Below are 21,581 nucleotides of genomic sequence, written 5' to 3'. Positions count from 1 at the left end.
GCCCAGCCGTACACTGCGGCACAGCGTCATGACGCCGAGCCCGGCGGGCCCGGCGCTCTCGCCGCGGCACGGGACGAGCTGCCTCAGGAGGGCGAAGGCGTCGCGAGCGGCGGCGGCCCCGGCAAGGCGGCGGGCCCCGGTGAGCGCCGTGGGTCCCGTGGCGCGGCGGGTTCGCAGCGCGGCGGACGCGGCAAGTCCGGTGACAACGGCGACGGGGCGGCCCCCGACGGGCAGGGTCCCATCAGCGCGGGCACCCCGGAGAGCGGTCCAGGCACCGCCGGCGCCGCGGCCGGTGAGCACCCCGTAGCCGCCCCCGCACAGGTCGCCCCCGCCCAGGTCACCTCCGGGAAGGCGCACAGCGAGCGGGTGGCCCCGGCCCGCGCCGTCTCCGGCGTCTCCGGCCGCTCCGGCTCCTCCAACCGCGTACGGGCCCGGCTCGCGCGCCTGGGCGTGCAACGGTCCAGCCCCTTCAATCCCGTGCTGGAGCCCCTGCTGCGGATAGTCCGCGGCAACGACCCGAAGATCGAGTCCGCGACCCTCCGCCAGATCGAGCACGCCTACCAGGTCGCCGAGCGCTGGCACCGCGGCCAGAAGCGCAAGAGCGGCGACCCGTACATCACCCACCCCCTCGCCGTCACCACCATCCTCGCCGAGCTGGGCATGGACCCGGCGACGCTCATGGCGGGCCTGCTGCACGACACCGTCGAGGACACCGAGTACGGACTCGACACTCTCCGCCGGGACTTCGGCGAACAGGTCGCCCTCCTCGTGGACGGCGTCACCAAGCTCGACAAGGTCAAGTTCGGCGAGGCAGCGCAGGCCGAGACCGTACGCAAGATGGTCGTTGCCATGGCGAAGGACCCCAGGGTCCTCGTCATCAAGCTCGCCGACCGGCTGCACAACATGCGCACGATGCGCTATCTCAAGCGGGCCAAGCAGGAGCAGAAGGCCCGCGAGACCCTGGAGATCTTCGCGCCGCTGGCGCACCGGCTCGGCATGAACACCATCAAGTGGGAGCTGGAGGACCTCGCGTTCGCGATCCTCTACCCCAAGATGTACGACGAGATCGTGCGCCTCGTGGCCGAGCGGGCGCCCAAACGGGACGAGTATCTGGCAGTCGTCACCGACGAGGTCCAGGCGGATCTGCGGGCCGCCCGCATCAAGGCCACCGTCACCGGCCGCCCCAAGCACTACTACAGCGTCTACCAGAAGATGATCGTCCGCGGCCGGGACTTCGCGGAGATCTACGATCTGGTCGGCATCCGCGTCCTGGTGGACACCGTCCGCGACTGCTACGCCGCGCTGGGCACCGTCCACGCCCGCTGGAATCCGGTCCCCGGCCGGTTCAAGGACTACATCGCGATGCCGAAGTTCAACATGTACCAGTCGCTGCACACGACGGTCATCGGGCCGGGCGGCAAGCCCGTCGAACTCCAGATCCGCACCTTCGACATGCACCGGCGCGCCGAGTACGGCATCGCAGCGCACTGGAAGTACAAGCAGCAGGCCGTCGCAGGGGCCTCCAAGGTCCGTACGGACGTGCCCAAGGGCACCGGCAAGGGCGACGAGCACGTCAACGACATGTCGTGGCTGCGGCAGTTGCTCGACTGGCAGAAGGAGACCGAGGACCCGGGCGAGTTCCTGGAGTCGCTGCGCTTCGACCTCTCCCGCAACGAGGTCTTCGTCTTCACGCCCAAGGGCGACGTGATCGCGCTGCCCGCGGAGGCCACACCCGTCGACTTCGCCTACGCCGTACACACCGAGGTCGGACACCGCACCATCGGCGCACGCGTCAACGGCCGCCTCGTACCGCTGGAGTCGACGCTCGACAACGGCGACACCGTCGAGGTCTTCACCTCCAAGTCCCCGGGCGCCGGGCCCTCCCGCGACTGGCTCGGCTTCGTGAAGTCGCCCCGTGCCCGTAACAAGATCCGCGCCTGGTTCACGAAGGAACGCCGCGACGAGGCCATCGAGCAGGGCAAGGACGCCATCGCCCGCGCGATGCGCAAGCAGAACCTGCCGATCCAGCGCATCCTCACCGGCGACTCCCTCGTCACCCTCGCCCACGAGATGCGCTACGCGGACATCTCCGCCCTCTACGCGGCCATCGGCGAGGGGCACATCTCGGCGCAGAGCGTCGTACAGAAGCTTGTGCAGTCCCTCGGCGGCGAGGACGCCGCGAACGAGGACCTCGCCGAGACGGCACCGCCGATGCCGTCGGCCGCGCGCCGCGCCAAGCGGCGGGCGAACTCCGATCCGGGCGTCGTCGTCAAGGGCGTCGACGACGTGTGGGTCAAGCTCGCGCGCTGCTGTACGCCGGTGCCGGGCGACCCCATCATCGGCTTCGTCACCCGGGGCAACGGCGTCTCCGTGCACCGTACGGACTGCGTCAACGTCGACTCGCTGACGAAGGAGCCCGAGCGGATCATCGAGGTCGAGTGGGCGCCCAGCCAGTCGTCGGTCTTCCTCGTCGCCATTCAGGTCGAGGCGCTCGACCGCTCACGGCTGCTGTCGGATGTGACGCGCATCCTCTCCGACCAGCACGTCAACATCCTTTCGGCAGCCGTCCAGACCTCGCGCGACCGTGTCGCCACCTCCCGCTTCACCTTCGAGATGGGCGACCCGAAGCATCTGGGACATGTGCTGAAGGCGGTGCGCAGCGTGGAGGGCGTCTACGACGTCTACCGCGTGACGTCCGCACGACGGCCCTCCTGAGGACCGCCCGCGTCGCCGACTGCCGCGCGTACGCGGCGAGTTCGGCCCCGGAAAGACCGGAGCGCCGCGTGCCTCCACGCGGCGCACCCGAAACCAAACAGACCGACCCGACCGACGGAACGGACCGGGACCGCCTGACGCCGGCCGGTCAGCCTCCGAACTCCTCCAGGCCCTTCATCGCCTGGTCCAGCAGCTCCTGCCGCCCCGCCAGCTCCTTCTCCAGCTTCTCCGCCTTCGCGGTGTTCCCCGCAGCGCGGGCCTTCTCGGCCTGGCCGCGCAGCTTGTCCACCGCGTCCTGCAACTGCCCGGTCAGTCCCGCCGCCCGCGCCCGCGCCTCGGGGTTCGTGCGGCGCCACTCGGCCTCCTCGGCCTCCTGGATCGCCCGCTCCACCGCGTGCATACGGCCCTCGATGCGGGCCCGCGCGTCACGGGGCACATGACCCACCGCGTCCCAGCGTTCGTTGAGACCGCGGAACGCGCTGCGCGCCGACTTGAGGTCGGTGACGGGAAGCAGCTTCTCCGCCTCCGCGGCGAGCTCCTCCTTGCGTGCCAGGTTCTCCCGCTGCTCGACGTCCCGCTCGGCGAAGACCTCGCTGCGCGCCTGGAAGAAGACGTCCTGCGCGCTGCGGAACCGCTGCCACAGGTCCTCCTCGTGCTCCCGCTGGGCGCGGCCCGCGGCCTTCCACTCCTGCATCAGATCGCGGTACTTGGCGGCGGTGGGGCCCCACTCACGGGAGTCGGAGAGCGCCTGCGCCTCCGCCACCAGCTTCTCCTTGCGCTGGCGGGCCTCTTCGCGCTGCGCGTCGAGCTGAGCGAAGTGGGCCTTGCGGCGCTTGGAGAACGCCGAACGGGCGTGGGAGAAGCGGCGCCACAGCTCGTCGTCGGTCTTGCGGTCCAGCCGGGGCAAGCGCTTCCAGTTCTCCACCAGGGCGCGCAGCCGCTCACCCGCCGAGCGCCACTGCTCGCTCTGCGCCAACTCCTCGGCCTCGGCGACCAGTTCCTCCTTGGAGCGGCGGGCACGCTCGTTCTGCTGTGCCTTCTCCGCCTTGCGCTCCTCGCGGCGCTTCTCCACCGCCTCCGTGAGGGCGTCGAGCCTCCTGCCGAGCGCGTCCAGGTCGCCTACGGCATGGTGGGCGTCGACCTGCTCCCGCAGATGCTCGATCGCGGTCGTGGCGTCCTTGGTGGACAGGTCGGTGGTCTTCACACGCCGCTCCAGGAGGCTGATCTCCACGACCAGGCCCTCGTACTTGCGCGTGAAGTAGGCGAGCGCTTCCTCCGGGGAGCCTGCCTGCCACGATCCGACGACCTTCTCGCCGTCGGCTGTACGCACGTAAACGGTCCCCGCCTCATCGACGCGGCCCCACGACGGGTCGCTGCTCACAGCGCCTCCTCCACAAGATGCCCAGGCTGGGTGCGGGCCCCCCGGCATCGTTCACAGATCTCGTCCCTGCCAACATAGGCGAACGGCGCCCGCGCTGTCCGCATGCAGGTGAAGCGAAATTGTGCATGCGGGAAGCACTGTGAGTACACAGTCGTCCGGTCAGGATTTGCGTACGGACGCCCGGTCGATCACCACCGTCGCGTTGGGCGCGGTGTTGCGTGTCCGCTGCTCCAGCCTCGAACCCGCGTCGGCGATCTTCTTCAGTACGTCCATTCCCTCGGTGATCTTCCCGAAGGGGGTGAAGTCCGGCGGAAGCTCGCTGTCCTCGAACACCAGGAAGAACTGGCTGCCGCCGGTGTCCCGGCCCTCCTTCGTCCTCGCGTCGTATCTGTTCGCCATCGCGACGGTGCCCGCCGGGTACGTGCCGCCCTTGATGCGCGGGTCCTTCAGGTTCTCGTCGGGGAGCGTGTAGCCGGGCCCGCCCTTACCGGTGGCCTGCGGGTCGCCGCACTGAAGGACGTGTATCCCGGCGTCCACGAGCCGGTGGCACTCGGTGTGGTCGAAGAACTTCTCACCGGCGAGGAAGCGGAACGAGTTGACCGTGTGCGGGGTCTTGGAGGGGTCCATGTCGACGGCGATGTCGCCGCACGTCGTCTCCAGCTTCATCGAGTACGTCGCCGACTCGTCGACGTCCAGGGCCGGCTCCTTCTTCCACTTCTTGCCGTTGGGCTTGCCCGCGGCCGGCTTGTCGCAGGGGTCGGGGCCGGTCCTGCCGGGCGTGGGCCTGGCCTTGTCCGCCGCGTTCGCCGCCTTGTCACGGGAGTCCTTCTCGTCGCCTTCGAGCCCTCCGGAGGCGATGTAGGCGCCGCCCGCCCCGATCACCAGCACCGCCGCGACCGCGAGCCCGATGTTGCGCAGCCGTGCCTTGCGCCGCCGTTCCGCACGCCGCTCCTGCTGCCTCAGGTACTTCTCGCGGGCGAGCTGCCTTCTGCGCTGTTCGCTGCTGACCACGGGGGCTTCTCCTTCGGTCCTTCGGGCCGTGCCGTGCGTGCGGATGCGTGCGTACGTACCAGAGTCCGCCCGTAACCTATACGGGTTCGCGGCGTCCGGACCGGCGCCGGTAGGCTGTGACCAGCCTGATCGGCGGGGGCGGGTCGCGCGGATCGCCGAGGGCCTGCGGCCAGGGGGCGAGGCGTCCCGGCCGCCGTGACCGACTTCCGGACGAATGAAGGACGATCGTGCTCGTTGCCGGGTTCCCCGCCGGGGCCTGGGGGACCAACTGCTATCTGGTCGCCCCCGCCGCCGCGCGAGGAGTGCGTGATCATCGACCCTGGCCACCAGGCCGCCGAAGGCGTCGCCGAGGCCGTCGCCAAGCACCGGCTGAAGCCGGTCGCCGTGATGCTCACGCACGGCCACATCGACCATGTCGCCTCGGTCGTCCCCGTGTGCGGCGCCCACGGCGTGCCCGCCTGGATCCACCCCGAGGACCGCTACATGATGAGCGACCCGGAGAAGGCGCTGGGCCGCACCATCGGGCAGCCGCTGATGGGCGAGCTGACCGTGGGCGAGCCGGACGACGTCGAGGAGCTGACCGACGGCGCCACCCTCGGCCTCGCGGGCCTGGAGCTGACCGTCACCCACGCCCCTGGCCATACCAAGGGGTCGGTGACGTTCAGGATGCCCGAACAGGCCGATGTGCCACCGGTGTTCTTCTCGGGCGACCTGCTCTTCGCCGGCTCCATCGGACGTACCGACCTTCCCGGCGGTGACCACGAGGAGATCCTTCAGTCGCTGGCGCGCGTATGCCTGCCGCTGAAGGACGAGACCGTGGTGCTCTCGGGACACGGCCCCCAGACGACCATCGGCCAGAAGACGAGACCGTGGTGCTCTCGGGACACGGCCCCCAGACGACCATCGGCCAGGAGCGCGCCGCCAACCCCTTCATGCGGCAGGTGGCGGCCGGGCCCGGCGGCGGCGGTACGAGCGCCGCCCCGCGACGAGGAATGTGACGAGACCTTCCGTGACCACCTTCAAGGCCCCCAAGGGCACCTACGACCTCATCCCGCCGGAGTCCGCGGACTACCTCGCGGTGCGTGAGGCCCTCTCCGCGCCGCTGCGCCGCGCCGGATACGGCTACACCGAGACGCCCGGCTTCGAGCAGGTCGAACTCTTCGCCCGCGGTGTCGGGGAGTCCACCGACATCGTCACCAAGGAGATGTACACCCTCACGACGAAGGGCGGCGACGAACTCGCGCTGCGCCCCGAGGGCACCGCCTCCGTGCTGCGTGCCGCGCTGGAGGCGAACCTCCACAAGAGCGGCAACCTCCCGGTGAAGCTGTGGTATTCGGGCTCCTATTACCGCTACGAGCGCCCCCAGAAGGGCCGCTACCGTCACTTCTCCCAGGTCGGCGCCGAGGCGATCGGTGCCGAAGACCCGTCCCTGGACGCCGAGTTGGTGATCCTGGCGCACGACGCGTACCGCTCGCTCGGGCTGCGCGACTTCCGCGTACTGCTCAACTCCCTCGGCGACAAGGAGTGCCGGCCCGTCTACCGCGCGGCGCTCCAGGAGTTCCTGCGCAGGCTCGACCTCGACGAGGACACCCGCCGCCGCGTCGAGATCAACCCGCTGCGCGTGCTGGACGACAAGCGCGAGAGCGTGCGGCGGCAGATCGTGGACGCCCCGATGATGCGCGACCACCTCTGCGAGGCCTGCAAGTCGTACCACGAGCAGGTGCGCGAGCTGCTGACGGGCGCCGGAGTCTCCTACGAGGACGATCCACGGCTGGTGCGCGGCCTGGACTACTACACGCGCACCACCTTCGAGTTCGTCCACGACGGGCTCGGCTCGCAGTCCGCGGTCGGCGGCGGCGGCCGGTACGACGGCCTTTCGGAGATGATCGGCGGCCCCGCGCTGCCGTCCGTGGGCTGGGCGCTGGGCGTCGACCGTACGGTGCTGGCGCTGCGCGCGGAGGGAGTCGGACTCGAACTGCCCTCCGCCACGGACGTGTTCGCCGTACCCATCGGAGAGGAAGCGCGCCGGTCACTCTTCCGTGTGGTGACCGAGCTGCGGCGCAACGGCGTCGCGGCCGACTTCGCCTACGGCGGCAAGGGCATGAAGAACGCCATGAAATCCGCCGACCGTTCCGGCGCACGTTTCGCGCTGCTGGCCGGAGAGCGGGATCTGGCGCAGGGAGTGGCACAGCTCAAGGACCTGGAAAGCGGCGAGCAGACCGCGGTGCCGCTCGACGGGGTGGTGGCCGAGGTGAGTGCGAAACTCCGCTGACGCCAAGGGCCTTGGTGCACAATGAGCAGCGCACGGGGCGGACAGGACCGACGACGGGATCAAGGGCTTATGACCATGACGGCACCCCTCGACGACGCTCGCACCGGCACGGACGAGCCTTCGACGAGCGTCGTCGGCGCCGGACGTGCCTTCGCCTGGATGCTGCTTGTCACGGCGGCCTCCGGGCTGCTGGCCGCCTGGGTGATCACACTCGACAAGATCGAGCTGGCGGAGAACCCCAAGTTCACACCGGCTTGCAGCCTCAATCCGGTCATCTCCTGCGGCAACATCATGAAGAGCGAGCAGGCCGAGGCCTTCGGCGTGCCCAACCCGCTGATCGGCCTCGTGGCGTACGCCGTCGTCATCTGCGTCGGCATGAGCCTGCTGGCCGGGGCCCGCTTCCCGCGCTGGTACTGGCTGACGTTCAACGCGGGCACGCTCTTCGGCGTCGGCTTCTGCATGTGGCTGATGTACCAGTCGCTGTACGACATCGGCGCGCTGTGCCTGTGGTGCAGCCTGGCGTGGGTCGCCACCATCGTCATGTTCTGGTACGTGACGGCGCACAACGTACGGCACGGCTTTCTGCCCTCGCCCGCACCGGTGCGCGGCTTCTTCGACGAGTTCCCATGGGTGCTGCCGGTCCTGCACATCGGCGTCATCGGCTTGCTGGTGCTGATGCGCTGGTGGGAGTTCTGGACGGGCTGAACCGGCAGCCGGACGGGCCCGCCGCGATTGCGCACCGGGCCCGCACTCCGGGCCCGCATGGCCGTCCCGGCGGCGTTGTCGGACCCTTGATTTAGGGTTCCTGGCGTGGAACCCGACCTGTTCACCGCGGCCGCAGAGGAACGTCAGGCACAGGACCCCTCCGCCAGCCCCCTTGCCGTCCGGATGCGCCCGCGCACCCTCGACGATGTCGTGGGCCAGCAGCATCTGCTGCGCCCGGGCTCGCCGCTGCGCAGGCTCGTCGGCGAGGCCGGAGGCGGTCCGGCCGGGCCTTCCTCGGTGCTGCTGTGGGGTCCGCCGGGGACCGGCAAGACGACCCTCGCGTATGTCGTCAGCCAGGCCACGGACAAGCGCTTCGTGGAGCTGTCGGCGATCACCGCGGGCGTCAAGGAGGTACGGGCCGTCATCGAGAGCGCGCGGCGCTCCTCCGGCGCGTACAGCAAGGACACCGTCCTCTTCCTCGACGAGATCCACCGCTTCAGCAAGGCCCAGCAGGACTCCCTGCTGCCCGCCGTGGAGAACCGCTGGGTCACGCTGATCGCCGCGACGACGGAGAATCCGTATTTCTCGGTGATCTCACCGCTGCTCTCCCGCTCGCTGCTGCTGACCCTGGAGGCGCTCACCGACGACGACGTGCGCTCCCTGGTGCGCCGTGCGGTGGAGGAGGAGCGCGGCCTCGGCGGCTCGGTGACGCTGCCGCCGGAGGCCGAGGACCATCTGCTGCGCATCGCGGGCGGCGACGCCCGTCGCGCCCTGACCGCGCTGGAGGCCGGGGCCGGCGCGGCGCTCGCCAAGGGCGACTCCTCGGTCACGCTGGCCACGCTGGAGGAGGCGGTCGACCGTGCGGCGGTGACGTACGACCGCGACGGCGACCAGCACTACGACGTGGCCAGCGCGCTGATCAAGTCCATCCGCGGTTCCGACGTCGACGCGGCGCTGCACTATCTGGCGCGCATGGTCGAGGCGGGGGAGGACCCCCGTTTCATCGCCCGGCGGCTGATGATCTCCGCGAGCGAGGACATCGGCCTGGCCGATCCGACGGCCCTTCACACTGCGGTGGCCGCGGCGCAGGCGGTCGCCATGATCGGTTTCCCCGAGGCCCGCATCACCCTGGGCCATGCGGTCGTCGCCCTCGCCCTGGCCCCGAAGTCGAACGCCGCCTGCGTGGCGATCGACGCGGCCCTTGCCGACGTACGCAAGGGGCTCGCGGGCCCCGTGCCGCCGCATCTACGGGACAGCCACTATCAGGGCTCCGCGAAGCTCGGGCACGGCAAGGGCTACCAGTACCCGCACGACCTTCCGGGAGGGATCGCCGCCCAGCAGTACGCCCCGGACGCGATCCACGGCAAGCGCTACTACGAGCCGACGCGCTACGGCGCCGAGGCCCGGTACGCGGACGTGGCGGAGCGCGTCCGTGAGCGGCTGCGCGGCGGCGGGCCGCCGCAGAAGTCCCGGGAGCCGGGGGAGACCCCGGAGACCGGCGAGTCCCCGGAGTCCCGACACCCGCGTAAGCAGGGGGAGTAGGGGCCCGCGGCACGGGGGAGCGAGGCGAGCGAGCCCCCGTGGGCCCCCGCGTAAGCCCGCCCGGCCCGTCGGGCCCCTACTGCTCCGCCGCCGCCTCGAAGAGCAGCCGCATCGCCCGCCGTAGCTGCACCACGTCCTCGACGGGATCGGGGAATTCGAAGCGGGCGTCGAAGCACGCCCCCGCCGGCCGCCCCTGGATTCCGCAGAAGCGCACCCGCATCCCGTACCGGTCGACGGAGAGCGGCACCGCGTCCGCGCCCGCCGCCGCGCACGCCGGTCCGGGCTCGCCCAGCAGGCCGCACAGCGTGCGCATCTCGTCGTCGTGCGAGGCGGCCAAGTGCTGGAGCAGTTCGGCCTCGTGGGCGGCGAGCGGGTCGGGCGAGGCCGCCGCGAAGTCGTCGGGCTCGACCGGCTCCGCGCCCCACAGATCGTCCACGTACGCCTCGCCGACCTCCAGCCGCAGCAGCAGCCATGCGGTGTCGGGCGCGGGACCGGCGGGGTTCCGCTCGGCGATCAGCCGCGCCAGAGCGGGCCGTTCCTCCGGGCCGACGGACGTCAGCCAGCCCGCGACCCACGCCCGCCCCCGTACCCGGTGCGGGACCGCCACCGGCGCCACGTCGGTGATCTCCATCACCGCGGAGACCTCGTCGCCGCTTGCGCGGACGGCGAGTTGGGCGGCCGGAGAGGCGGCCGGGACCAGGAGGATCACGTCTCCGTCGCCGGTCACGGCACGTGCCTCGGGGGTGCCGTGACCGGGAGGTGCGGGTTCGGACGGGCGGGCCTCCGGAATGTCCAGCACGGCCGATACGCTGGATTCCACGAGGGTTCGTACACGTTCCGCGGCAGTGGGTGCCCGGACGTCTTCCACGGGACGCGGCTGTCCCCGCCCGGTACCGCTGCCGGAGCGGGGAATCCCAGGTCGAAACATACGTCCTCCTCCGCTAAGGTAAGCCTCACCTAACTTACATGGAGGTCCGTTCAGTGAACCAGTCGCGTCCCAAGGTCAAGAAGTCGCGTGCCCTCGGCATCGCGCTGACCCCGAAGGCCGTGAAGTACTTCGAGCACCGGCCCTACCCGCCGGGCGAGCACGGCCGTGGCCGGAAGCAGAACAGCGACTACAAGGTCCGGCTGCTGGAGAAGCAGCGGCTGCGCGCCCAGTACGACATCAGCGAGCGCCAGATGGTCCGCGCCTACGACCGCGCCCGCAAGAGCGACGGCAAGACCAGCGACGCGCTCGTTATCGAGCTGGAGCGCCGTCTCGACGCCCTGGTGCTGCGCTCCGGTCTGGCCCGCACGATCTACCAGGCGCGCCAGATGGTCGTGCACGGCCACATCGCGGTCAACGACCGCAAGGTCGACAAGCCTTCGTACCGCCTGAAGCCGGACGACGTGGTGCAGGTCCGCGAGCGCAGCCGCACCAAGCACCCCTTCCTCGTCGCACGCGAGGGCGGCTACGCCCCCGACGGCGAGACCCCGCGCTATCTGGAGGTCAATCTGGAGGCCCTCGCCTTCCGTCTCGACCGCGCGCCGAACCGCAAGGAGATCCCTGTGGTCTGCGACGAGCAGATGGTCATCGAGTACTACGCACGCTGAGCCCGCGGGCGCGCATGCGCGTGCCCCGCGAGCCCGTTCACGCGAGCGCCCTCGCGTGACCCTGCGAACGTACGACGGCACAGCCCGCCTGCCTTCATGCGGTGCCCGGCCATGGGTCCGGGTGCCCGGTACGGCGGGCTGCCGCGTCCCCCGGCCCGGGCCAACGCCCTGCCCTGGCGCGCCTCCGGCGTTCAACTCACCCCGTACCACGGCACGTTGAGAGGCGGCCCCGCCAAGCCGCCGCCAACCCGTCCGTCCCCTGGGGGACTTGGGCCCGTACGCGGGCCGTCGCCCCGCTCCCGCCCGATAGACCGCCGCGGGCGCATGGCAGGCGAACACGGCCCGGCCCAGGCGGAACGCGGGCCTGTTCCCGCCGAAGACGGCCTGCCGCGCGTCCGCCCACCACCGGCGGAGCGCACTCCCCTCCCGGTGCTCCGGTGCCGCCGTTTATGCGGTGCGAACCGGGCACGCGGTCGCGATAGGCTCGGGGGTCAGAGCCGCCGCTGCCCGGTGACCGGTCCCGTACCGCACGCGGTCCGAGAGCGAGCGCAGCCCGGAGCGGCGGCAGACCCCGAACGACCCGAGGGAAGCGGTGCAGCGTGTCCGGTGGAGAGGTGGCCGGTCTCCTCGTGGCCGTGTTCTGGGCGATTCTGGTCTCGTTCCTCGCCGTTGTGCTGGTGAGGCTCGCACAGACGCTCAAGGCGGCCACCAAGCTGGTGACGGGCGTGACGGAACGGGCGGTGCCGCTGCTCGGTGAGGCGTCGGCGACCGTGCGCTCCGCCCAGACGCAGCTCGACCGCGTGGACGCGATCGCCACGGACGTACAGGAGGTCGCCTCCAACGCCTCCGCCCTCTCATCGACCGTCTCCACCACCTTCGGGGGCCCGCTGGTGAAGGTCGCGGCCTTCGGCTACGGCGTACGCCGGGCGCTCGGCCGCAAGCGAGGCGCCGCTCCCGCCCGGGGCACGCCGCCGCCCGTCGTCGTACGGCGCACCCTGCCCGGTGCGCGGCGCGGCGGACGCGGGCGCGAGCGGGGAAAGGGCTGATCCGCAGATGTTCCGCCGTGCCTTCTGGTTCACCACGGGAGCGGCAGCCGGTGTGTGGGCCACGACCAAGGTGCAGCGCAAGCTGCGCTCCCTCGCGCCCGACGCCCTCGCCGTCCGTGCCGCGGGCAAGGCCGTCGAGGGCGGCCACCGCCTGAAGGACTTCGCGCTGGACGTACGGGCCGGAATGGCCCAGCGCGAAAGCGAGTTGAACAGCGCCCTCGGGCTCGACGCACCACCCGGGCCGCCTCCCGGGCCACCCCTCGGACATGTGGAGGCCCCCGGGCTTCCCGGCCAGGCCCCCAGACCGCAACTGGGCCCCGCACACCACCGGCAGGGCACCGAACGACCACACGACCGAAACGAGGACCACTGATGGAGTCGGCTGAAATCCGCCGCCGCTGGCTGCGCTTCTTCGAGGAGCGGGGGCACACCGTCGTGCCGTCGGCGTCGCTGATCGCGGACGACCCGACGCTGATGCTCGTCCCGGCGGGCATGGTCCCCTTCAAGCCGTACTTCCTCGGCGAGGTCAAGCCCCCGTACGACCGTGCCACCAGCGTGCAGAAGTGCGTACGCACACCGGACATCGAAGAGGTCGGCAAGACCACGCGGCACGGCACCTTCTTCCAGATGTGCGGCAACTTCTCCTTCGGCGACTACTTCAAGGAGGGCGCCGCCGTCTACGCCTGGGAGCTGCTCACCACTCCGCAGGACAAGGGCGGTTACGGGCTCGACCCGGAGCGGCTGTGGATCACCGTCTACGAGGAGGACGACGAGGCGGAGCGCATCTGGCGCGACGTCGTCGGCGTCCCCGCCGAGCGGATCCAGCGCCTGGGCAAGGCGGAGAACTACTGGGACATGGGAGTCCCCGGGCCCTGCGGCCCCTGCTCGGAGGTCAGTTACGACCGCGGCCCCGAGTTCGGCCCCGAAGGCGGACCCGCCGTCAACGACGAGCGCTACGTAGAGCTGTGGAACCTGGTGTTCATGCAGTACGAGCGGGGTCCCGGCGAGGGCAAGGACTACCCGATCATCGGCGACCTGCCCAGCCAGAACATCGACACCGGCCTCGGCTTCGAGCGTCTGGCGATGGTGCTCCAGGGCGTACGCAACATGTACGAGATCGACACCTCGCGCATGGTGCTCGACAAGGCCACCGAGCTGACCGGCGTGCGCTACGGCGACGCCGAGCGCACCGACGTGTCGCTGCGCGTGGTCGCCGACCACATCCGTACGGCCGTGATGCTCATCGGCGACGGCGTCACCCCCGGCAACGAGGGCCGCGGCTATGTGCTGCGCCGCATCATGCGCCGCGCCATCCGCAACATGCGCATCCTCGGCGCCACCGGCCCCACGGTCGCCGAGCTGACGGACGCCGTCATCAAGGCCATGGCCCCGCAGTACCCGGAGCTGGAGACCGACCGCAAGCGCATCGAGACGGTCGCGCTCGCCGAGGAGGCCGCCTTCCTCAAGACGCTGCGCTCCGGCACGAACATCCTGGACTCGGCCGTCACCGAGACACAGGCCGCCGGAGGCACCGTGCTGTCCGGCGAGAAGGCCTTCCTGCTGCACGACACATGGGGCTTCCCCATCGACCTCACGCTGGAGATGGCCGCCGAACAGGGCCTGTCCGTCGACGAGTCGGCCTTCCGGCGCCTGATGCAGGAGCAGCGCGACCGCGCCAAGGCCGACGCCAGGGCGAAGAAGCAGGGCCACGCCGACCTCTCCGCCTACCGCGAGATCGCCGACGGCAGCGGAGCCACCGACTTCACGGGCTACAAGCACACGACGGGCGAGGCCACCATCGTCGGCCTGCTCGTCGACGGGCTCTCCTCACCCGCGGCCCACGAGGGCGACGAGGTCGAAGTCGTCCTCGACCGCACCCCGTTCTACGCCGAGGGCGGCGGCCAGCTCGCCGACACCGGCCGCATCCGGCTGGAGAGCGGCGCCGTGGTCGAGGTACGGGACGTACAGCAGCCGGTCGCCGGCGTCTCCGTGCACAAGGGCGTGGTCCAGGTCGGCGAGGTGACCGTCGGAGCCCCCGCGCACGCCCAGATCGACGTGGACAGGCGCCGCTCCATCGCCCGCGCCCACAGCGCCACCCACCTCACGCACCAGGCGCTGCGGGACGCCCTGGGCCCGACGGCCGCACAGGCCGGTTCGGAGAACTCGCCGGGACGCTTCCGCTTCGACTTCGGCTCGCCCTCGGCCGTGCCCGGCACCGTGCTCACGGACGTCGAGCAGAAGATCAACGAGGTGCTGGCCCGTGAACTCGACGTCTCCGCCGAGTACATGGGCATCGACGACGCCAAGAAGCAGGGCGCGCTGGCCGAGTTCGGCGAGAAGTACGGCGAGCGCGTACGTGTCGTGACCATCGGCGACTTCTCCAAGGAGCTGTGCGGCGGCACCCATGTGCACAACACCGCCCAGCTCGGCCTCGTAAAGCTGCTGGGGGAGTCGTCCATCGGTTCCGGCGTACGCCGGGTCGAGGCCCTGGTCGGCGTCGACGCCTACAAGTTCCTCGCCCGTGAGCACACGGTCGTCTCCCAGCTCACCGACCTCGTCAAGGGGCGTCCCGAGGAACTGCCCGAGCGCATCTCCTCGATGGTGACCCGGCTGAAGGACGCCGAGAAGGAGATCGAGCGCTTCCGCGCGGAGAAGGTGCTCCAGGCCGCCGCCGGAATCGCCGAGGGCGCCACCGACGTACGGGGCGTCGCCCTGGCCGCCGCCCGGGTGCCGGACGGCACGGCCGCTGAGGACCTGCGCACCCTCGTACTGGACGTCCGCCAGCGCATCCCCGGTTCACGGCCCGCCGTCGTCGCGCTCTTCACCGTCACGGGCGGCCGTCCGCTGACGGTCATCGCCACCAACGACGCCGCGCGTGAACGGGGTTTGAAGGCCGGCGACCTCGTACGCGGTGCCGCCAAGGCCCTCGGCGGAGGCGGCGGCGGCAAGCCCGACCTCGCCCAGGGCGGCGGCCAGAACCCGGACGCCGTCGACGAGGCCATCGCCACCGTCGAGCGGCTCGTGGCAGAGAGCGGCAGCGCCTGATGCGCCGTGGCCGCCGCCTCGCGGTCGACGTCGGCGACGCCCGTATCGGGGTCGCGAGCAGCGACCCCGACGGGCTGCTGGCCACCCCGGTGGAGACGGTGCCGGGGCGTGATCTGCCCGCTGCGCGGCGGCGGTTGGCGGCGCTCGTCGCCGAGTACGAGCCGATCGAGGTCGTGGTAAGCCTGCCGCGCTCCCTCAGCGGCGGAGAGGGACCTGCGGCGGCCAAGGTCCGTTCGTTCGCCGAGGAGCTGGCGAGGAAGATCACACCGGTCCCGGTTCGGCTCGTCGACGAACGTATGAGTACAGTCACGGCTGCACAGGACATGCGCGCCTCCGGCGTGAATTCCAAGAAGGGCCGCGCCCGCATCGATCAGGCCGCTGCGGTGGTCATTCTTCAGAACGCCCTGGAGACTGAACGGATGTCAGGCAGCCCTCCGGGGGAATGCGTCGAAGTGGTTGTCTGATCGCGATACGGTAACGTTCCCGCGACACGCGCAACCGCCGGACGGGGGCGGCACTCCCGAGTGTGCCGTGGGTGTCCTGCCTGTATGTGTACGGCAGAGCGCTGCCGTCCGGCGGATCTAGGGGATCGATGACTGACTATGGCCGGGGGCAGAGCCTCCCATCGTGGCATCCCGATGACCCTCTCTTCGGGGACCAGGGGTGGGACGGTGGAAGAGACGCCGCTCACCCGGGCGACGGCGGTCCCCAAGCCGGCCAGTACGCCGATCCGTACAGCACGGGACAGCACCAAGTGCCCCATCAGCAGGGCTACTACGGGCAGCAGCCGCAGCAGGGTCACTACGGACAGGGCGGCTACGAAGGCGGCGGCCCGTATGACACGGGGCAGGGCGTGGGCGCCACCGATCCGCGCGGCATGCCCGCCGTGGATCCGTACAACACCGGCCAGCAGCCCGGCTATTACGCCGCGCAGCAGGGCTATCCGCAGCAGCACCAGCAGCAGGCCCAGGGGTACCCGGGGCAGTACGCGCAGCCGGGCGGCCAGGCCGGGCCCGACGGCTATCTGCCGCCGCACCCCGGCGGTCCGGGCGGCGGCCCAGGGCGGCCCGAGGCCGACCCGGAGACCGGCTGGGACCCGGGACCCGACCAGGGCGAGCACGCGTTCTTCGCCGACAGCGACGACGATGATGAAGGCTACGACGACGACCACCCCAAGCGCTCCGGCCGCCGCAACCGCGACGGCGACGGCAAACGCCGCCGCGGCTGCGCCTGCCTGGCCGTCTCGGTGGTTCTCATGGGAGGGCTCGGCACCGCCGCCTACTACGGATACGGCTTCTACCAGACCTACTTCGCACCGGCGCCCGACTATTCGGGCAAGGGCTCCGGCCAGGTGCAGGTGAAGATCCCGGACGGCGCCTCGATCGCCGACATGGGCGACGAGTTGCAGAAGGCCGGCGTGGTCAAGAGCGCGCGGGCGTTCGTCGAGGCGTCCCAGGCGGAGAAGAAGTCCAGCGGCATCCAGCCCGGCACATACAGCATGCGCAAGAAGATGTCCGGTGCCGCCGCGGTGAAGCTGATGCTCGACCCGGCAAGCCAGAACGGGCTGATCATCTCCGAGGGTCTGCGCGCGAAGGCGATCTACGCGCTCGTCGACGAGAAGCTCGGCGAGCCGAAGGGCACCACGGAGAAGGTCGCCAAGAAGGCACGCCCCTCCCAACTGGGCCTGCCACGCTTCGCGAAGGGCAACCCGGAGGGCTTCCTCTTCCCCTCGCGCTACAGCGTCGGCGAGGGCAGCGCCCCCGAGGACGTGCTGCGGGACATGGTCGGGCGCGCCAAGGCCGAGCACACCAAGGTCGATCTGGCGGGCCAGGCGAGGAAGGTGGGCAAGACGCCCGAGGAGATCCTCACCATCGCCTCCCTCATCCAGGCCGAGGCACAGCAGGACGACGAGTTCGGCAAGGTCTCCCGGGTCATCTACAACCGCCTGGACAAGGACATGCGGCTGGGCTTCGACTCGACCATCAACTACGCCAAGGGCCGTTCGTCGCTGGACACTTCGGTCGAGGACACCAAGTTCAAGTCGCCGTACAACACCTATCTCAACCCCGGGCTGCCGCCCGCCCCCATCGACAACCCCGGGCACCAGGCCATCGAGGCGGCGCTGAAGCCCACCAAGGGCAACTGGCTCTACTTCGTCACGGTCAAGCCCGGCGACACGCGCTTCACCGCCAGCAAGGCCGAACACGACCGCAACGTCCAGGACTTCAACAAGGAACAGCGCAAGAACAAGGAGAACGGCGGCTGATGCACCCGCACGACCCCGTACGGCCGGCGCCCGCCGCGTCCCCGGCCGTACGGCGAGCCGCCGTCCTCGGCTCACCCGTGGCCCACTCGCTCTCGCCCGTGCTGCACCGTGCCGCGTACGAGCAACTGGGCCTGCACGACTGGACATACGAGCGTTACGAGGTGGACGAGGCGGGTCTGGCTTCCTTCCTCGGCGGCATCGACGAGCAGTGGGCCGGCCTCTCCCTGACGATGCCGCTCAAGCGTGCCGTGATCCCGCTGCTCGACGAGATCAGCGCCACGGCCGAGTCCGTGGAGGCCGCCAACACCGTTGTCTTCAGGGGCAGAAGACGCATCGGCGACAACACCGACATTCCCGGCATGGTGGCCGCGCTGCGGGAACGCGGCATCGCCCGCGTCGAGCACGCAGCCGTCCTCGGCGCCGGCGCCACCGCGTCCTCCGCGCTGGCCGCGCTCGCCCAGATCTGCGACGGCCCCGTCACCGCGTACGTACGGGGCACGGAGCGGGCACGCGAGATGCGCGGCTGGGGCGAGCGCCTGGGAGCGGAGGTGCGGACCACCGCCTGGGACGACGCCGCGGACGCGCTTTCGGCGCCGCTCGTGATCGCGACGACCCCGGCGGGCAGCACCGACGCGCTCGCGGCCCGCGTACCGGAACGGCCCGGCACGCTCTTCGACGTCCTCTACGACCCCTGGCCGACGCGGCTCGCATCGGCCTGGGCGGAACGCGGCGGAGCCGTCGTCTCGGGCCTTGACCTGCTCGTACACCAGGCGGTGCTCCAGGTCGAGTTGATGACGGGGCACGCGCCCGCGCCGCTCGCCGAGATGCGCGCCGCGGGCGAGGCGGCGCTGCACGCGCGCACGGGCTGACCGGCCGCCGCCCCCGGGACGGCTCCTGCCCGGCCCGACCGGGGACAGCGTCCGACCGGGAACAGCGTCCGACCGGGGACAGCGCCCTGCCGGGAACAGCTCGCTACCGGGAGCAGCGCCCGGCCGGAGACGGTGCCCGTCCGGTCGGTGGACCTCGGCGTACCCCTGCCCGCGCACGTGGGAAGATCGGGGGCAGACCGTCAGGTCCCGGAGGACGGACCGCACAGGCGCCGAGGCGCGAGATCGAGGAGCACCGTTGAGCAGGTTGCGCTGGCTGACCGCGGGGGAGTCGCACGGCCCCGCACTGGTGGCGACGCTGGAGGGGCTGCCCGCCGGCGTCCCGGTCACCACGGACATGGTGGCCGACGCCCTGGCGCGGCGCCGCCTCGGTTACGGGCGCGGGGCGCGGATGAAGTTCGAGCGCGACGAGGTCACCTTCATCGGGGGCGTACGGCACGGGCTGACCCTCGGTTCCCCCGTGGCGATCATGGTGGGCAACACGGAGTGGCCCAAGTGGGAGCAGGTGATGGCCGCCGACCCGGTCGACCCGGAGGTGCTGGCGGGCCTGGCGCGGAACGCGCCCCTCACCCGGCCCCGCCCCGGTCACGCCGATCTCGCGGGCATGCAGAAGTACGGCTTCGACGAGGCACGCCCCGTACTGGAGAGGGCCTCGGCGCGGGAGACGGCGGCACGGGTGGCGCTCGGCACGGTCGCCCGCTCGTATCTGAAGGAGACCGCCGGAATCGAGATCGTCTCCCACGTGGTCGAACTCGGCGCGGCCAAGGCCCCCTACGGCACCGTCCCCGAGCCCGGAGACGTGGAGCGGCTGGACGCCGACCCGGTGCGCTGCCTCGACGCCGACGCGAGCAAGGCGATGGTCGCGGAGATCGACCAGGCGCACCAGGACGGCGACACCCTCGGCGGCGTGGTGGAGGTGGCCGCGCACGGCGTACCGGTCGGGCTCGGCTCGCACGTCCACTGGGACCGGCGCCTGGACGCCCGCCTGGCCGGGGCCCTCATGGGCATCCAGGCCATCAAGGGGGTGGAACTGGGCGACGGCTTCGACCTGGCCAGGGTTCCCGGCTCCAAGGCACACGACGAGATCGTGCCCACGGACGAGGGCATCCGCCGCAGCTCGGGGCGCTCCGGCGGCACCGAGGGCGGCCTGTCCACCGGTGAACTCCTGCGCGTACGGGCCGCGATGAAGCCGATCGCGACCGTGCCGCGCGCCCTGGCCACCGTCGATGTGCACACCGGGGAGGAGACCCGCGCACATCATCAGCGCTCGGATGTGTGCGCCGTGCCGGCCGCCGGGATCGTGGCCGAGGCGATGGTCGCGCTCGTACTGGCGGACGCGGTGGCGGAGAAGTTCGGCGGCGACAGCGTCACCGAGACCCGGCGCAACGTCAGGGGCTTCCTCGACGGCCTGGAGATCAAGTGAGCGGGCCGGTAGTAGTCCTCGTAGGCCCGATGGGCTCGGGCAAGACGACCGTCGGCGAGATCCTCGCCCGGCGGCTGGGCACCGCTTGCCGCGACACCGACCAGGACATCGTCGAGTCCGCGGGCAAGCCCATCTCGGAGATCTTCCTCGACGACGGCGAGCCGCACTTCCGTGACCTGGAGCGTGAGGCCGTACGCACGGCGCTCGCCGAGCACGAGGGCGTGCTGGCCCTCGGCGGCGGAGCCGTGCTCGCACCCGAGACCCGCCGGCTGCTGGCCGGCGCACCCGTGATCTTCCTCGATATGGACGTCGCGGAGGCCGTGAAGCGGGTGGGGCTCGACGCTCCCAGGCCGCTTCTGATGATGAACCCGCGCAAGCAGTGGCGGGAGCTGATGGACGCACGCCGCCCCCTCTACACCGAGGTGGCCAGGGCGGTCGTCAGCACCGACGACCGTACGCCCGACGAGGTCGCCGGCGAGATCCTCGACGTCCTGGAGCTGAAGCAGAAATGACCAGCCAGCCGCAGCCCACCCGTATCACCGTGGGCCGCCCCGACGCCGCCGACGGGACGCAGCCCTACGACGTGATCGTCGGGCACCGACTCCTCGGCGAACTGCCGGAGTTGATCGGCCCGTCCGCCAAGCGCGTCGCCGTGCTGCACCCCGAGGCGCTGACGGAGACGGGCGAGGTGCTCCGCGAGGACCTGGCCGCGCAGGGCTACGAGACCATCGCCGTACAGCTCCCGAACGCCGAGGAGTCCAAGACCGCGGAGGTGGCGGCGTACTGCTGGAAGGCGCTCGGCCAGAGCGGCTTCACGCGCAGCGATGTCGTCGTGGGCGTCGGCGGTGGAGCGACTACGGACGTGGCCGGCTTCGTGGCGGCGACCTGGCTGCGCGGAGTGCGCTGGATCGCCGTGCCGACGACCGTGCTGGGCATGGTGGACGCCGCCGTCGGCGGCAAGACCGGCATCAACACGGCCGAGGGCAAGAATCTGGTGGGCGCCTTCCATCCGCCCGCCGGGGTGCTGTGCGACCTGGCGGCGCTGGAGTCCCTCGGCGTGCACGACTACGTCGGCGGCCTCGCCGAGATCATCAAGGCGGGCTTCATCGCCGACCCCGTCATCCTGGACCTGATCGAGGCCGACCCGGAGGGTGCCCGCGGCCCCGGCGGCCCGCACACCGCCGAGCTGATCGAACGCTCCATCAAGGTCAAGGCGGAGGTCGTCTCCGCGGACCTGAAGGAGTCCGGACTGCGCGAGATCCTCAACTACGGGCACACGCTCGCCCACGCGATCGAGAAGAACGAGCGCTACGAGTGGCGGCACGGCGCCGCCGTCTCCGTGGGCATGGTCTTCGCTGCCGAACTGGGCCGTATCGCGGGCCGGTTGGACGACGCCACCGCCGAACGGCACCGAGCCGTACTGGAGTCGGTGGGCCTGCCGGTCACCTACCGCGGCGATCAGTGGCCGAAGCTGCTGGAGACGATGCGCGTCGACAAGAAGTCCCGTGGCGATCTGCTGCGCTTCATCGTCCTCGACGGCCTGGCGAAGCCGTCCGTGCTGGAGGGGCCGGACCCCGCGATGCTGCTGGCGGCCCATGCGGAGATCGCCGCGTAGCGACGGATGTTGCGCGCCGCGCGGTGCGGCATGCGGACAGGCGTCGTGCGGCCGGCGGGGCTCTGTGTGAGTACGTACGG

At 71.2% G+C, this 21,581-nt stretch carries 17 protein-coding genes and 1 pseudogene; 15 read left to right on the top strand and 3 right to left on the bottom strand.

Going from position 1 to position 21,581, the window contains the following annotated elements; genetic code table 11:
* Positions 1 to 78: 78 nt before the first annotated feature.
* On the top strand, positions 79 to 2,715 hold the full coding sequence (locus MMA15_RS01760) for a RelA/SpoT family protein (RefSeq protein ID WP_372498311.1): 2,637 nt from the start codon (positions 79 to 81) through the stop codon (positions 2,713 to 2,715).
* 148 nt (positions 2,716 to 2,863) lie between these two features.
* Here the strand turns inward: MMA15_RS01760 and MMA15_RS01755 are convergent, their stop codons facing one another.
* Positions 2,864 to 4,096, bottom strand: coding sequence for a DUF349 domain-containing protein (locus tag MMA15_RS01755; RefSeq protein WP_241057170.1), 1,233 nt, complete (start codon positions 4,094 to 4,096; stop codon positions 2,864 to 2,866).
* A 159-nt stretch (positions 4,097 to 4,255) separates the two neighbouring features.
* On the bottom strand, positions 4,256 to 5,107 hold the full coding sequence (locus MMA15_RS01750) for a peptidylprolyl isomerase (RefSeq protein WP_241057169.1): 852 nt from the start codon (positions 5,105 to 5,107) through the stop codon (positions 4,256 to 4,258).
* Between the two features lie 227 nt (positions 5,108 to 5,334).
* Here MMA15_RS01750 and MMA15_RS01745 point away from each other — a divergent pair.
* The 4 genes and pseudogenes from MMA15_RS01745 (at position 5,335) to MMA15_RS01730 (ending at position 9,626) form a co-directional block, all read left to right on the top strand.
* Positions 5,335 to 6,105 (top strand): annotated as a pseudogene (locus tag MMA15_RS01745) (MBL fold metallo-hydrolase).
* An 11-nt stretch (positions 6,106 to 6,116) separates the two neighbouring features.
* On the top strand, positions 6,117 to 7,379 hold the full coding sequence (hisS, locus tag MMA15_RS01740) for a histidine--tRNA ligase (protein WP_241057168.1): 1,263 nt from the start codon (positions 6,117 to 6,119) through the stop codon (positions 7,377 to 7,379).
* Between the two features lie 69 nt (positions 7,380 to 7,448).
* On the top strand, positions 7,449 to 8,084 hold the full coding sequence (locus tag MMA15_RS01735) for a vitamin K epoxide reductase family protein (protein ID WP_241057167.1): 636 nt from the start codon (positions 7,449 to 7,451) through the stop codon (positions 8,082 to 8,084).
* Between the two features lie 105 nt (positions 8,085 to 8,189).
* On the top strand, positions 8,190 to 9,626 hold the full coding sequence (locus MMA15_RS01730) for a replication-associated recombination protein A (RefSeq protein WP_241057166.1): 1,437 nt from the start codon (positions 8,190 to 8,192) through the stop codon (positions 9,624 to 9,626).
* 76 nt (positions 9,627 to 9,702) lie between these two features.
* Here MMA15_RS01730 and MMA15_RS01725 read toward each other — a convergent pair whose 3' ends face one another.
* On the bottom strand, positions 9,703 to 10,422 hold the full coding sequence (locus MMA15_RS01725) for a DUF2470 domain-containing protein (protein WP_372498310.1): 720 nt from the start codon (positions 10,420 to 10,422) through the stop codon (positions 9,703 to 9,705).
* A gap of 185 nt (positions 10,423 to 10,607) precedes the next feature.
* Here MMA15_RS01725 and rpsD point away from each other — a divergent pair, with 185 nt between their 5' ends.
* The 10 genes from rpsD to aroB all read left to right on the top strand — a co-directional run bounded on the left by rpsD (position 10,608) and on the right by aroB (position 21,501).
* Complete coding sequence (gene rpsD / locus MMA15_RS01720; protein ID WP_443732543.1) at positions 10,608 to 11,219, top strand: 30S ribosomal protein S4; 612 nt, start codon at positions 10,608 to 10,610, stop codon at positions 11,217 to 11,219.
* 599 nt (positions 11,220 to 11,818) lie between these two features.
* Complete coding sequence (locus MMA15_RS01715; RefSeq protein WP_241057163.1) at positions 11,819 to 12,265, top strand: DUF948 domain-containing protein; 447 nt, start codon at positions 11,819 to 11,821, stop codon at positions 12,263 to 12,265.
* Between the two features lie 7 nt (positions 12,266 to 12,272).
* Positions 12,273 to 12,638, top strand: coding sequence for a DUF6167 family protein (locus tag MMA15_RS01710; RefSeq protein ID WP_241057162.1), 366 nt, complete (start codon positions 12,273 to 12,275; stop codon positions 12,636 to 12,638).
* Entirely contained in the window at positions 12,638 to 15,310 is a 2,673-nt protein-coding gene (alaS, locus tag MMA15_RS01705; RefSeq protein WP_241057161.1) for an alanine--tRNA ligase, read from the top strand. Before MMA15_RS01710 ends, alaS begins: the two co-directional genes overlap by 1 nt.
* The gene (ruvX, locus tag MMA15_RS01700; RefSeq protein ID WP_241057160.1) at positions 15,310 to 15,774 is read left to right on the top strand and encodes a Holliday junction resolvase RuvX; all 465 of its coding nucleotides are present in this window, start codon (positions 15,310 to 15,312) and stop codon (positions 15,772 to 15,774) included. Before alaS ends, ruvX begins: the two co-directional genes overlap by 1 nt.
* 290 nt (positions 15,775 to 16,064) lie before the next feature.
* Positions 16,065 to 17,576, top strand: a complete 1,512-nt coding sequence (gene mltG, locus MMA15_RS01695; protein WP_308290490.1) for an endolytic transglycosylase MltG — start codon at positions 16,065 to 16,067, stop codon at positions 17,574 to 17,576.
* Positions 17,576 to 18,445 carry a shikimate dehydrogenase gene (locus MMA15_RS01690; RefSeq protein WP_241057158.1) on the top strand — a complete coding sequence of 290 codons (870 nt, stop codon included), beginning with the start codon at positions 17,576 to 17,578 and terminating at the stop codon, positions 18,443 to 18,445. Before mltG ends, MMA15_RS01690 begins: the two co-directional genes overlap by 1 nt.
* A 256-nt stretch (positions 18,446 to 18,701) precedes the next feature.
* Positions 18,702 to 19,886, top strand: coding sequence for a chorismate synthase (gene aroC, locus MMA15_RS01685; protein ID WP_241057157.1), 1,185 nt, complete (start codon positions 18,702 to 18,704; stop codon positions 19,884 to 19,886).
* Complete coding sequence (locus tag MMA15_RS01680; RefSeq protein WP_241057156.1) at positions 19,883 to 20,398, top strand: shikimate kinase; 516 nt, start codon at positions 19,883 to 19,885, stop codon at positions 20,396 to 20,398. The genes aroC and MMA15_RS01680 overlap by 4 nt, the downstream gene beginning before the upstream one ends.
* Positions 20,395 to 21,501 (top strand): 3-dehydroquinate synthase, encoded by a 1,107-nt coding sequence (gene aroB, locus MMA15_RS01675; protein ID WP_241057155.1) that lies wholly within the window; start codon positions 20,395 to 20,397, stop codon positions 21,499 to 21,501. The genes MMA15_RS01680 and aroB overlap by 4 nt, the downstream gene beginning before the upstream one ends.
* The last annotated feature ends 80 nt before the right edge of the window (positions 21,502 to 21,581 follow it).

This window comes from Streptomyces marispadix (assembly GCF_022524345.1).
Lineage (GTDB): Bacteria > Actinomycetota > Actinomycetes > Streptomycetales > Streptomycetaceae > Streptomyces > Streptomyces marispadix.
The sequence above is the reverse complement of the archived record's forward strand: the minus strand, read 5'-3'. Positions and strand labels throughout refer to the sequence as shown.